Raw genomic sequence first — 13,300 nt, forward strand, 5'->3', positions numbered from 1 at the left:
ATGATGGCATTGGAGAGGTACCTGCTGGCAATGGACGCGGGAACGGGCAGCGTGCGCGCCGTCCTGTTCTCGACAGAGGGCGACCAGGTTGCCGTCGCCCAGAGAGAGTGGGAGCACCGGGAGGACCCCCGCTGGCCGGGGAGCATGGACTTTGACTGGGCACACAACTGGGACCTCGCCCGCAGCTGCGTGCGGGAGGTCATAGAGAGGTCCGAGGTGGACCCCAGAGACATCGCGGGGGTCTCCACCACCTGCATGCGCGAGGGCATCGTCCTCTATGACGAGAGTGGCGAGGAGATCTGGGCCTGCGCCAACGTTGACGCCCGCAGCACCGACGAGGTGGGGGAGCTCATCAGGATGAACCCCGAGCTGGAGCGCGAGATCTACCGCGAGAGCGGCCAGACCTACGCCCTGGGGGCGCTGCCCCGCCTCCTCTGGGTGAAGAGCAAGATGCCCGAGGTCTACGAGCGCTGCGCGCGCGTGGGCATGTTCAACGACTGGCTCATCTACAAGCTGACCGGCGTCCTTGCGGTGGAGCCCAGCAACGGCAGCACCACGGGGATGATGAGCCTGGAGAGGCGCGACTGGGACCCCAGCATCTCACAGCGCTGCGGCCTCAAGGCCGACATCTTTGGCCCCGTGCTCGAGTGCGGCTCGCGCGCGGGGGAGGTCAGCGCCTGGGGCTCCGAGCAGACCGGCCTTGCCGAGGGCACGCCCGTGATCGTGGGCGGCGGAGACTGCCAGCTGGGCATGATCGGAATCGACGCCTGCGAGCCGGGGCAGGCGGGCGTCTTTGGGGGCAGCTTCTGGCAGTACGAGTTCAACACCGCCAGCGCCGCCACCGACCCGGACTGCCGCGTGCGCGTCAACTGCCACGCCATCCCCGAGGTCTGGCAGTACGAGGCCCTGGCCTTCAAGCCGGGACTGGTCATGCGCTGGTACCGGGACGGCTTCTGCCAGGCCGAGAAGGCCGAGGCGGCAGCCCTTGGCAGGGACGTGTACGACCTCATGAACGAGAGGGCCGCGAAGGTCCCCGCCGGCAGCCATGGCATGCTCTGCTGCTTCAGCGACGTGATGAACTTCATCCACTGGACCCATGCCAGCCCCACCTTCACCAACTTCGAGCTGGACCCCGAGCGCTTCGACAAGTACTGCTTCTACCGGGCCATCCTGGAGAACACGGCGCTTCTCGTGCGCGGCCACATCGACCTGGTGCGCGAGGCGACGGGCAACGAGCCTGACGAGCTCATCTTCGCCGGCGGGGCCTCAAAGAGCCCGCTCTGGGCGCAGATCGTGGCGGACGTGTGCGGCAAGGCGGTCAAGGTCCCGCAGGTCAAGGAGGCAACGGCACTGGGAGCTGCGGTGCTCGCCGGCTACGGCGTGGGCATCTACCCCAGCATCGCCGAGGGCGCGCACCGGGTGGTCAAGTGGGACCGGAGCTACACGCCCAACGAGCAGAACCGCGCCGTCTACGACAAGCTCTATGCCAGCTGGCGCAGGCTTTACGCGGAGCAGCTCCGCCTCAGCGAGGAGGGCGTCACCAAGGGAATGTGGAGGGCCCCGGGCATCTAGTGCCGGGGCAGGAAGGCCGTCACGCGGCATCGCGGCATATCAGAAGGGACAACGCCAATGTTTATCGTCAACGAGAACGACTTCGAGTACCGATTTGGCGACTCCGGGCCCAAGTACCTCATGAAGGGCCCGCGCATGAACTACGCCCTGGTGCAGTTCCAGCCGGGCCAGGACTTCCAGGCCCACTTCCACAACGTGATGGAGGAGAACTTCTTCATCCTCACCGGCAAGGTGGACATCGTTGTTGACGGCGTGTTGCACACGCTCTCCGAGGGAGACTTCATCCACATCGAGCCCAGCGAGGTCCACTACGTGCGCAACCCCTACGACCAGGTGGTGAAGATGGTCTCGACGCTTGCCCCCTACCAGGAGGTTGACAAGGTCGAGGCGGAAAACCCCGTCTACTAGGCGACGGTCGCAACGCTCGCGAGGGCCTTCCGCCTTGGGCGGGAGGCCCTTTTGCCACATGTCCGGCGCGCTTGCCGCTAAGATGGAGAGCCAGCATTAGCTTGGGCGCTGGGCGCCCCAGACGAGAGGGACCACTCCATGGCCATCACGCCCGAAGAAGTCGCCGAGACCCTGAGCATGGTCTCCCAGCAGAACCTCGACCTGCGCACCATCACCATGGGCATCTCGCTCTTCGGCTGCGCCGACGAGGACATGGGTCGCATGTGCACCAAGATCTACGACCGCATCACGCGCACGGCAGAGCGCCTCGTGCCCACGGCCCAGGGCCTGGAGCGGGAGTACGGCATCCCCATTGCCAACAAGCGCGTCTCGGTCACGCCCATAGCGCAGATAGCCGCGGCCTGCCCCGACGAGGACCTCTCCCCCATTGCCCGCGCCATGAACCGCGCGGCCGAGAGCCTGGGCATAGACTTCATGGGCGGCTTCTCCGCCCTGGTGCAGAAGGGCATGGGCTCCGCCGACCGTCGTCTCATCAACTCCATCCCCGAGGCCCTCGCCTCCACGGAGCGCGTCTGCTCCAGCGTCAACGTGGCAAGCCTGCGCGCCGGTATCAACATGGACGCCGTGCTGCTCATGGCCCAGAAGATGATCGACGCCGCGCGCCTGACCACCGACATCGACTGCTACGGCGCGGCCAAGCTCGTCGTGTTCGCCAACATGGTGGAGGACTCGCCCTTCATGGCCGGCGCCATCCACGGCGGCGGGGAGGGTGACGCCGTGCTCAACGTGGGCGTATCCGGCCCTGGCGTCATGGCCGCCTCCCTGGAGCAGCTTCCCCAGGACGCAGACCTCACCGAGGTTGCCGAGAAGATAAAGCAGACCGCCTTCAAGATCACCCGCGCCGGGGAGCTCATGAGCCGCGAGGCGGCGCGCAGGCTTGGCGCCCAGAAGGGCATAGTTGACCTGAGCCTGGCACCCACGCCCGCCGCCGGCGACTCCGTGGCCAAAATCCTGGAGATCATCGGCGTTGGCGAGTGCGGTGGCCCTGGCACCACCTGTGCGCTGGCGCTGCTCAACGACGCGGTGAAGAAGGGCGGGGTCATGGCCAGCTCCAGCGTGGGCGGGCTTTCCGGCGCCTTCATCCCCGTCTCGGAGGACGCGGGCATGATCCGCGCCGCGCGGGACGGGGCCCTCTCCCTCGAGAAGCTCGAGGCCATGACCTGCGTGTGCTCCGTGGGCCTTGACATGATCGCCATCCCCGGAGACACGCCCGTGGAGACCATCGCCGGCATCATCGCCGACGAGATGGCCATAGGCGTGATCAACGCCAAGACCACGGCCGTGCGCCTCATTCCGGCAATCGGGCGCAGCGAGGGGGACATCCTTGACTTTGGCGGGCTCTTTGGCTCGGCACCCGTCATGCCCGTGAACGCGTTTGCGGGAAGCGTCCTGGCACACCGAGGCGGCCAGTTCCCGGCGCCCCTGAACTCTCTGAAGAACTAAGTCCCTGCCACAGGGGGCGAGCGGCCGCCCGGCGCTGGGAACCCCCACGCCAGGCGGCCGATTTCCTATCCCCGGGAAGGCGGGCCTACAGGAAGCGCACCTCTGGCTCGAGGCGGACGCCAAACTGGCGCTCCACCTCGTCCTGCACGTGCTCGATGACGGCATGGACATCGGCTGCGGTGGCCTCGCCCAGGTTGACCACGAAGCCCGCGTGCTTGGTGGAGACTGCCGCGCCCCCACTCTGGTACCCCTTGAGCCCCGCGTCCGTGATGAGCTTGCCGGCAAAGTGCCCCTCAGGCCTCTTGAAGGTGGAGCCGGCGCTGGGATGCTCCAGGGGCTGCTTCTCCTCCCGGCGCTGGGTGAGGTCGTCCATCTTGGCGCGGATGCCCGCGGGGTCGGCCTCGCGCAGGGAGAAGGTCGCCGAAAGCACCACCAGGCCCTCGTCACGCACGCGGCTCTTGCGATAGCCCAGGTCGAGCTCGCCCACGCCCAGGGTCTGCACGCTGCCGTCCGGCATGAGGCAACGCACGGACCGCAGGACGTCGGCCATGCAGCCGTCGTAGGCGCCGGCGTTCATGAAGCAGGCGCCGCCAACCGAACCAGGTATGCCACAGGCAAACTCCAGGCCAGAAAGTCCCAGCTCGCAGGCCATCTCGGATGCCTCGCGCAGGGGAACTCCCGCCTGGCAGCTCATCTCCTCGCCGTCAACGCCCACGTTCACCAGGCCGTCCGACATCGAGACGATCACGCCACGGTACCCCTCGTCGGCAACGAGCAGGTCGCTTCCGCAGCCCAGGGGGAAGTACGGCGTCTGGGCGTCCTTGCACGCGCGGACGATGTCGGCGACCTCCTCGACGTCGTCAGGCGTCACGAAAAGGTCTGCGGGGCCACCGATCCTGAAGGTGGTGTGCTCGCTCATGGGCTCCATCTCGCGGACGTTGTCCTCGCCCACGATGGTCCTCAGACTCCAGGTCAGCTCACGTAAGTGGTCGGCACTGCCGGACATGCCCAGGTCACTCTCCCCTCGCGCCGAGGCGCAACGCGGCTGGCCCCTCGCCAGCCTCACGGATCGCTTCGGCCGCTAAGTATATCAGCCTCAGGCGAGGCAGCCCTCCCCTGTCCCCATGCCCAAGTATTTTTGCCCCTTACGCTCCCTGCCCGCGCCCAAGTGCTATATTTTGAGTATCAGTTTCGGGGCGGGGTGCAAATCCCCACTGGCGGTGACGCGGGCCATGGGGGACCCGCCAAGTCCGCGCGCCGCAGATCGCGGCTGACCTGGTGGGATTCCAGGACCAACGGTAACAGTCCGGACGGAAGAAACGGGGCCACCATGGCACAGGCATCATCATCCGCGCGTCACGACATCCACTCCACCACAGACCAGGCCAACGGCTGGTCAACGAAGCGCATCGCCGTCACGGCCCTCTTCTGCGCCGTGGCCGCCATCGCCACGCTCTTCCTGGAGTTTCCCATCCTGCCCGGCGTCGCGTGGCTCAAGTACGACCCCTCGGGCATCGTTGCCCTGGTCGCCGGCTTCGTCTTCGGCCCCGCAACCGCGGCGGTCGTCTCGATCCTTCCCTACCTGGTGCACTTCGCAACCTCGTCCGGCGTCTACGGCGTGATAATGGCCGTGCTGGCCACCTTCTCGCTTGTCATGCCCGCCTCACTCATCTACCAGCGCAAGACAACCCAATCGGGCGCCATCCTCGCCATGGTGGTGGGGGCCGTGGTCTGCCTGGCCGCCTGCATGGTGGGCAACCTCATCATCACCCCCCTCTACACGGGCATGCCCGTGGCGGACGTGGCGGCGCTCATCGTCCCCGCCCTGCTCCCCTTCAACCTGCTCAAGATCGGCATCAACTGCGTGGTGTGCGCCCTTGTCTACAAGCCGGTCACCAAGGCGCTGGGCAACTAGCGCGTCGCCGGCCATGCCCATGGGCACCCCCTTGGTGGCAGAGCTCTCGCACGTCTCCCTCGTCTACGAGGGAGACGTGCGCGCGCTTGACGACGTGAGCCTCACCGTTGCGGAGGGGGAGCGCCTCTGCATCCTGGGCGCAAACGGATCTGGCAAGTCCACGCTGGCCAGCGTGCTCTGCGGCCTTCTGGCGCCCGACGAGGGAGACGTGACCCTGCTGGGCGAGAGGGTCCTCGCCGGCGGGAAGGTGGACTTCGCCGCCTACGGCAGGGCGAGGCGCAGGCTGGGCCTGGTCTTCCAGAACCCCGACGACCAGATAGTCACCTCCGTGGTGGAGGAGGACGTCGCCTTTGGCCCCGAGAACCTGGGCGTCACCCCCCAGGAGATAGGCCAGCGCGTAGAGCAGGAGCTCAGGCGCACCGCCATGGGGGAATTTGCGAAGGCGGATCCCACGCGCCTCTCGGGCGGGCAGAAGCAGCGCGTCGCCATTGCGGGCGCCCTTGCCATGCACCCGCGCGTGCTGGTGCTGGACGAGCCCGGGGCCCTTCTCGACGTGCGCGGGCGCAGGTCCGTCATGAGGGTCATGGCACGGCTCAAGGAGAGCGGCACCACCGTTGTCCACATCACCCACTTCATGGAGGAGGCCCTGGCAGCAGACCGCGTCATCGTGATGCGCGCGGGCAGGGTGGCGCTCTCGGGCACGCCGGCCGAGGTCTTCTCGCACTCAGGGGAGCTCAGGTCCCTGGGCCTGCACGAGCCCTTTGCGGCCCGGCTCGCGGGACGGCTGCAGGAGCTGGGGCTGGGCGTTCCCTGGACCACGGACGAGGAGGAGCTTGCGCAGGCCATCTCCCACCTCGCCGAGGGCGTGGGCCCCAAGCGGGGCGCGGGCGGCCGGGAGGAGGCCCCGCCTCGTGCCGCCGCTGCCGACGAGAGGCCCCTTGCCGTCGAGCTCAGGGAGGTCTGCTACTCCTACCAGGAAGACCGCAGGTCCGCCCAGGCAAGGCGAGCCCTCGAGGACGTCTCTCTGTGCATCGCCGCGGGGGACAGCCTGGCGATAGTGGGGCAGACCGGCTCGGGCAAGTCCACGCTGCTGCGTCTCGTCTGTGGCCTCGAGCTGCCTGACTCCGGAAGCGTCCGCGTGCTGGGCGTCAACACCGCCAGGCGCAGGGAGCGCCGGCTGCTGCGCGGTCGCGTGGGCTACGTGATGCAGCACCCCGAGCGGCAGCTCTTTGCCGAGACCGTGGCGCTGGACGTTGCCTTTGGGCCCACCAACCTGGGTCTTCCCGCAGACGAGGTAGAGAGAAGATGCCAGCGGGCGCTCGAGCTGGTGGGGCTTCTCGGCAAGGAGGGATGCTCCCCCTTCGAGCTCTCCGGCGGTCAGCAACGCATGTGCGCCATCGCGGGCATCCTTGCCATGCAGCCCGAGCTGCTCGTCCTGGACGAGCCCATGGCGGGCCTCGACCCGCTCGGGCGAGAGAGGGTGGCGGAGCTGCTCGGGCGCATCAAGGGGCGCGGCTGCACCATCGTGCAGGTAACCCACTCCATGGACGGTGCGGCGCTGGCAGACCGCGTCTTCGTGCTGGACCGTACGCGCGTGCTGGCCGAGGGGCGACCCGAGGACATCTTCTGCGCAGAGAACGAGGACGCGCTGCACGACGCCGGCCTGGGGCTCCCCACACCGCTCGCCTGGGCACTTGCCCTGCGAGACAGGGGCGTCAACCTGCAGGCCCTCCCTCTGACCGCCGAGGGGCTGGCACGTGCCATCGCACGTGCCTGCCAGGCCGGGGAGGTGCGCTGATGGCACTGAGACTCACCCTGGGGCAGTACTACCCCGGAGGCTCCCTGGTGCACCGCCTCGACCCGCGCACCAAGCTTGCCTGCTCGCTGGCCTGCACCCTCGCGGTCTTCTTCATAGGCACGCCGCCTCAGCTGGCGTTTGGGCTTGCGGGCGCACTCGCCGCCACGGCGCTGGCCCAGCTTCCCGCGCGCAAGGTCATCGCCTCGATACGCCCGCTGGTGGCGGTGCTTCTGGTCCTCTCCCTCTTCAACCTGCTCTTCGTGAGAGGTGGCGAGACGCTGCTGAGCTGGCGGTTCCTCACCGTCACCACGGCTGGCGTGCATGCGGCGCTCATCTTCAGCATGCGTCTGGTGGTTGCCGTCATGGCCATGGCGATACTGCTGCTCACCACCACGCCCATGCAGCTCACGGACGCCTTCGACGCCTTCTTGGAACCGCTTGCCAGGCTGGGGCTCCCCGGGCACGAGCTTGCCATGGTCTTCTCCCTGATGCTGCGCTTCATCCCCACGCTGGCGGACGAGACGCAGGCCATCCTGGACGCCCAGTCAATGCGCGGGGCGGCCCTGGGCGAAGGCTCGCCCGCCCGCAGGCTGCGTTCGGTGGTGCCTGTGCTGGTGGCGCTTCTGGCCAGCTCCATACACCATGCCGAGGGGCTCTCGCGCGCGCTCGACGCCCGCTGCTACGCAGGCGGCGCTGGCCGCAGTCACTGGCACCCGCTGCGCATGACGGGACGAGACTGGCTGGCGCTTGCGGTGGTCGCCTCCTGGATCTTTGCCCTCATCCTCCTGGGGCATGCCCTCTAGCCAGGAGCGGCACCTAGGCCTCGCGCATCTCCACCAGCTCGACGGTGCGGTCCATGCCGTAGCGGTCAAGCCCCCTGCCGTCCACGCTCATCTCGCCCAGCTGGTTGTCGAAGGGGTCCTCGCGCAGCTCCTCGTCCTCGGGGACGAAGGGCGCGAAGAAGGCGGAGTTGGCCACCATGCGCCAGGGGTCTACGTTGCCGAAGTAGAACTCGCGGCGGCCCTCGTCCCCCTCGCGGCGCGCGGAAGAGCCGAAGGAGCAGTCCGCCCAGAGCCAGCCCTCGGGCTCGATGTAGAACTGGGCCCAGTCGTGGCAGCCCACATGACTGGGCCTGACCACCAGACCGCTCTGCCAGCGCGCAGGGATGCCGCTGATGCGGCAGAGCGTCACGAACAGGAGGGCAAAGAGCCCGCAGTCCGCGCGCAGGGACTTTGCAACGTTGTCAGGGATGCAATCGAGCAGCAGGTACGGCGGCTGAAAACGGTAGTCGACGTTCTGCGTGACCCAGTCGTAGATGGACCGTGCCTTCTCAAGCGGAGAGGTGAGGCCGCCCGTGATGCGTGCCGCCAGCAGCCGCAGGTAGGGCGTGAAGACGATGTGCGGCTCCTCCTCTCCCAGGTCGAAGGTGGGTTGCAGGCCCTCGCAGCGGATGTCCTGCGAGGCGCGGTAGGGCACGTCCACGCGAAAGCGGTAGCTGACCTCGAAGCGGGAGCAGCCGCGCACGGACCAGGAGATGGTGCGCTGCGGGGCGTCCTCGGGAGCGACCATGGCCGCCGCGGTGGCGTCCAGGATCTCTATCTGCGACTGCTGCGCGCAGGCGGCAGGGATCGGCAGCCACGCGCGCACCCGCTGCTCGGGGGTCACCGCCTCCTTGGCGCTGATGCTGGCGCGCAGCGTTATCAGCCGAGAGGCGCCTCCCCTCTCGCGCATCCCGTCCAGAAGCTCCGCGCGCTCCGCCCGGTCTGGGTCCTCGGACGCGGCAAGCCCCGGGACCTCCTGGGCGTACAGGCGCAGCGAGCGCAGGAAGCCCCGCAGAAAGCGCTGCTCGCCGTTGACGAAGCGCCAGTCGATGCGACGGCGCTCGATGAGGCGCTCCAGGTCCTCCTCCGAGAACTCAGGCACCTCGGCCCGGATGCCCTCAAGCACGTTCTCCCTGGTGACACAGTATTCCATGGGGGTGCGCAGCATGCGGGCGCGCTCCGCGCGCAGCACGGGCGCAAGGGTGGGCTGGACGCCCTCATCAAGCATGCGGTCGATGAGCGAGACCGCTCGCTCGAACTCCCCGGCAAGGCGCAGGCGCTCGAGCTCGGCGGGAAGGCCGTCCCTCAGGCGCGCAAAGTCCCTGTTCTCGTTGAATGCCATGCGACCTCCCTCGATGGAACCTCTGCAAGAGCATAGCGTGTCCGGCAAACGCCCCCTACATGTATTTCTCTTTTCGCCACACAAAGGCAACGGCCAATAGACGCCAGGGCGGCATATCATGTGGCTGTGCGCCACGATGGCGCCCCCACACAGCCAAGCCCCAGCTCAGGAAAGGGACAACCGCCCATGGTCTCACGCGTGTACGTAGAGAAGAAGCCCGGGTTCGATGTCGAGGCGCGCCAGCTGGAGGTGGAGCTGCGCGGCATTCTGGGAATCTCGTCCCTCACCGGACTTCGCCTGGTGAACCGCTACGACGTGGAAGGCATCAGCCAGGAGCTCTTCGAGAGCTGCGTGCCCACCGTCTTCAGCGAGCCGCAGTCGGACCGTGTCAGCTTCGAGCTTCCCGAGGCCAACGGGGCCGCCCTCTTTGCCGTGGAATTCCTGCCCGGCCAGTTTGACCAGAGGGCCGACTCGGCAAGCGAGTGCGTGCAGCTCATCAGCCAGGGCGAGAGGCCCCGCGTCCTCTCGGCCAAGCTCTACTACCTCGAGGGCGAGCTCAGCCAGGCAGACGTGGACGCCATCAAGCGCTACGTGATCAACCCCGTGGAGGCGCGCGAGGCTTCCCTCGCGGAGCGCGAGACCCTCAAGATGAGCTACCCCGAGCCCGAGATGGTGGAGACCCTCTCGGGCTTTCTTTCCCTGGACGCGAAGGGCCTGCAGGCCCTCATCGACGAGCGCGGCCTTGCCATGGACCTGGCGGACATCAGCTTCTGCCAGCAGTACTTCGGCGAGGAGGGCCGCTGCCCCACCATCACCGAGCTCAAGATGATCGACACCTACTGGTCCGACCACTGCCGCCACACCACCTTTGGCACGCGCCTGGAGAACGTGACCATAGACGACGCGGACGTGAGGCGGGCCTTCGAGACCTACCTCGAGATGCGCCACGAGCTGGGCCGCGACGAGAGGCCCCTCTGCCTCATGGACATGGGCACCATTGGCGCCAGGTGGCTCAAGGGCCAGGGGACCCTCACGGGGCTCGACGAGTCAGATGAGATCAACGCCTGCACCGTGAAGGTGAAGGTCGACGTGGACGGCCACGACGAGGACTGGCTCTTCCTCTTCAAGAACGAGACCCACAACCACCCCACCGAGATAGAGCCCTTCGGTGGCGCGGCCACCTGCATCGGCGGTGCCATCAGGGACCCGCTCTCCGGCCGCAGCTACGTGTACCAGGCCATGCGCGTCACTGGCGCGGCAGACCCCCTGGCGGGCGTGGGTCAGACCATGGAGGGCAAGCTACCCCAGCGCAAGCTGGTCACCACGGCCGCCGCGGGCTACTCCTCCTACGGCAACCAAATCGGGCTTGCCACCGGCCAGGTGAGCGAGCTCTACCACCCGGGATACGCCGCCAAGCGCATGGAGGTGGGCGCGGTCGTGGGGGCCACACCGGCCAGCCACGTCAGGCGCGAGTGCCCCGCCCCCGGCGACAGGGTCGTGCTGCTGGGAGGCCGCACCGGTCGCGACGGCATCGGCGGCGCGACGGGATCTTCCAAGGCACACAACGTGGAGTCCCTCGAGAAGGACGGCGCGGAGGTCCAGAAGGGCAACGCCCCCGTGGAGCGCAAGCTCCAGCGCCTCTTCCGCCGCGAGGACGCCTGTCGCATCATCAAGCGCTGCAACGACTTCGGCGCCGGCGGCGTGAGCGTTGCCATCGGCGAGCTGGCCGACGGCCTCTCCATCGACCTCGACCTCATCCCCAAGAAGTACGAGGGCCTGGACGGCACCGAGCTTGCCATCAGCGAGTCCCAGGAGCGCATGGCCGTGGCCCTGGCGCCAGGGGACGTGGAGGAGTTCCTGGGCTACGCCCGCGAGGAGAACCTCGAGGCCACGGTGGTGGCGGAGGTCACCGCCGAACCCCGCCTGCGCATGAGCTGGTGCGGAAGGGACATCGTGGACGTGAGCCGCGCTTTCCTAGACTCCAACGGAGCCCCCAAGCACCAGGACGTGCATGTGCTGCCACAGGAGTCCTGGCAGCCCAGCTGGGAGGGCGCGACGCTTGCCGAGCGCCTGCGCTCCCTGGTCACCGACGAGAACGTCGCCTCCAACAAAGGCCTCTCGGAGCGCTTCGACTCCACCATCGGCGCGGCCACGGTGCTCATGCCCTTCGGCGGCAAGACCCAGCTGACACCCGCCCTGGCCATGGCCGCAAAGCTGCCCGTGCTCGGCGAGACCACCAGCTGCTCGGGCATGGCCTGGGGCTTCAACCCCTACCTGATGAGCGCCAACCAGTACACGGGCGCGTACCTCTCGGTGGTCGAGAGCGTCTGCAAGCTCGTGGCCGCAGGCTTCGAGCACCGCAAGGCGTACCTCAGCTTCCAGGAGTACTTCGAGAAGCTGCGCGACGTGCCCGAGCGCTGGGGCAAGCCCGTGGCCGCCGTGCTGGGCGCCCTCATGGCCCAGCGCGACCTGGGCGTGGGCGCCATAGGTGGCAAGGACTCCATGTCCGGCTCCTTCGAGGACCTGGACGTGCCCCCCACCCTAATCTCCTTCGCCTGCGCCGTGGGCAAGGTGGCAGACGTGACAAGTCCTGAGCTCAAGGGGGCTGGCCACCTCCTGGTGGAGCTTGCCCCCAGCTATCGAGAGGATGACGTCACCCCTGAGGCGGCGAGCCTGCTCGAGGTGCTCGACCAGGTGGAGGCGCTCATCCGACAGGGCGGCTGCCTGGCCGTCAGCACGCCCGGCTACGGGTGCGCCGCGGAGGCCCTCTTCAAGATGTGCCTGGGCAACCAGCTGGGAATGAGCCTCGACGCCAACGTCACGGCAGACGAGCTCTTCCGCCTGGCCTACGGCAGCTTCGTGGTGGAGCTGGCAGATGGCGCGGAGCCCCCCACCAGCACCAGCGGCTGCCACGTGCGCCGGCTGGGGCGCAGCACCGAGGGCTACCAGCTTGAGCTTGCGGGCGAGAGGATCGAGCTCGCGGAGCTGCAGGAGCTGTGGGAGGCGAGGATGGAGCCCGTCTTCCCCTACCGCTCCGGTGGCGAGCAGGTCGGCCTGCTGAGCTTCGACGCCGCCAGGCAGGGCATCTCTCGCCCGGCTCCCCTCGTGAGGCTGGCCCGGCCGCGCGTGGTGATTCCCGTGTTCCCGGGCAACAACTGCGAGTACGACAGCGCCCGCGCCTTCGAGCGCACCGGAGCCGACGTCAGCACCCTCGTCATCAACAACCTGACGCCCGAGGCCGTGGCCCAGAGCACCCAAGACCTGGTTGACGAGATCGGCCGCTCGCAGATCGTCATGATCCCCGGAGGGTTCTCTGGCGGCGACGAGCCCGACGGCTCGGCGAAGTTCATCACGGCCTTCTTCCGCGCCCCCGCCGTCACGGAGGCGGTGCGCGAGCTGCTGCAGGGACGCGATGGCCTCATGCTGGGAATCTGCAACGGCTTCCAGGCGCTGGTCAAGCTTGGGCTGGTTCCCTTCGGGGACATCCGGCCCATGGACGAGAGCTGCCCCACCCTCACCTTCAACCGCATCGGCCGTCACCAGAGCCGCCTGGTGCGCACCCGCGTGTCCTCGAACCTCTCTCCCTGGCTGTCAAAGTGCCAGGTGGGAGACGTGCACACCGTTGCCATCAGCCACGGGGAGGGCCGCTTCGTTGCCAGCGAGGAGCTCCTCTCGCAGATGGCGGCAACCGGCCAGATTGCCACGCAGTACGTGGGCGAGGACGGTTGCGCCAGCATGGGCCTGGACGTGAACCCCAACGGATCCGTCTGGTGCGTGGAGGGCATCTCCAGCCCCGACGGCCGCGTGCTCGGCAAGATGGGCCACAGCGAGCGCAGCACCGCGGGCACCTTCAAGAACGTGCCCGGCAACATGTTCCAGCCCCTCTTCGAGGGTGGCGTGGCCTATTTCGAGTAGGGGGCTAGGGCAGGGTGGCGCGGTAG

General features: G+C 68.0%; 9 protein-coding genes and 1 riboswitch. Of the genes, 7 read left to right on the plus strand and 2 right to left on the minus strand.

Annotated elements, in window-relative coordinates; all coding sequences use genetic code 11:
- From lsrK to CZ375_RS06375, 3 genes are all read left to right on the plus strand, one after another.
- Window positions 1-1,572 (plus strand): autoinducer-2 kinase, encoded by a 1,572-nt coding sequence (gene lsrK, locus CZ375_RS06365; RefSeq protein ID WP_234966909.1) that lies wholly within the window; start codon window positions 1-3, stop codon window positions 1,570-1,572.
- Window positions 1,573-1,629: 57 nt separating this feature from the next.
- Window positions 1,630-1,980, plus strand: coding sequence for a cupin domain-containing protein (locus CZ375_RS06370; protein WP_077598411.1), 351 nt, complete (start codon window positions 1,630-1,632; stop codon window positions 1,978-1,980).
- Between the two features lie 138 nt (window positions 1,981-2,118).
- A complete protein-coding gene (locus tag CZ375_RS06375) occupies window positions 2,119-3,483 on the plus strand; it encodes a PFL family protein (RefSeq protein ID WP_077598412.1) in 1,365 nt (454 codons plus the stop codon).
- Window positions 3,484-3,568: 85 nt separating this feature from the next.
- Here the strand turns inward: CZ375_RS06375 and murB are convergent, their stop codons facing one another.
- Window positions 3,569-4,489: a UDP-N-acetylmuramate dehydrogenase gene (murB, locus tag CZ375_RS06380; protein WP_077598413.1), complete on the minus strand. Its 921-nt coding sequence runs from the start codon at window positions 4,487-4,489 to the stop codon at window positions 3,569-3,571.
- A gap of 177 nt (window positions 4,490-4,666) precedes the next feature.
- Window positions 4,667-4,809: riboswitch (FMN riboswitch) on the plus strand.
- A gap of 4 nt (window positions 4,810-4,813) precedes the next feature.
- Here murB and CZ375_RS06385 point away from each other — a divergent pair.
- From CZ375_RS06385 to CZ375_RS06395, 3 genes are read left to right on the plus strand one after another with little or no spacing between them, the layout of a single operon-like run.
- Window positions 4,814-5,398 (plus strand): ECF transporter S component, encoded by a 585-nt coding sequence (locus CZ375_RS06385; RefSeq protein ID WP_077598414.1) that lies wholly within the window; start codon window positions 4,814-4,816, stop codon window positions 5,396-5,398.
- Window positions 5,399-5,411: 13 nt separating this feature from the next.
- Window positions 5,412-7,196 carry an ABC transporter ATP-binding protein gene (locus CZ375_RS06390; protein ID WP_077598415.1) on the plus strand — a complete coding sequence of 595 codons (1,785 nt, stop codon included), beginning with the start codon at window positions 5,412-5,414 and terminating at the stop codon, window positions 7,194-7,196.
- Window positions 7,196-7,999 carry an energy-coupling factor transporter transmembrane component T family protein gene (locus tag CZ375_RS06395; protein ID WP_077598416.1) on the plus strand — a complete coding sequence of 268 codons (804 nt, stop codon included), beginning with the start codon at window positions 7,196-7,198 and terminating at the stop codon, window positions 7,997-7,999. Before CZ375_RS06390 ends, CZ375_RS06395 begins: the two co-directional genes overlap by 1 nt.
- Window positions 8,000-8,012: 13 nt before the next feature.
- Here CZ375_RS06395 and CZ375_RS06400 read toward each other — a convergent pair whose 3' ends face one another.
- Window positions 8,013-9,359: a transglutaminase-like domain-containing protein gene (locus CZ375_RS06400; protein ID WP_077598417.1), complete on the minus strand. Its 1,347-nt coding sequence runs from the start codon at window positions 9,357-9,359 to the stop codon at window positions 8,013-8,015.
- 186 nt (window positions 9,360-9,545) lie between these two features.
- Here CZ375_RS06400 and CZ375_RS06405 point away from each other — a divergent pair, with 186 nt between their 5' ends.
- The gene (locus tag CZ375_RS06405; RefSeq protein WP_077598418.1) at window positions 9,546-13,274 is read left to right on the plus strand and encodes a phosphoribosylformylglycinamidine synthase; all 3,729 of its coding nucleotides are present in this window, start codon (window positions 9,546-9,548) and stop codon (window positions 13,272-13,274) included.
- Window positions 13,275-13,300 lie beyond the last annotated feature (26 nt).

This window comes from Olsenella urininfantis (assembly GCF_900155635.1).
Lineage (GTDB): Bacteria > Actinomycetota > Coriobacteriia > Coriobacteriales > Atopobiaceae > Olsenella_G > Olsenella_G urininfantis.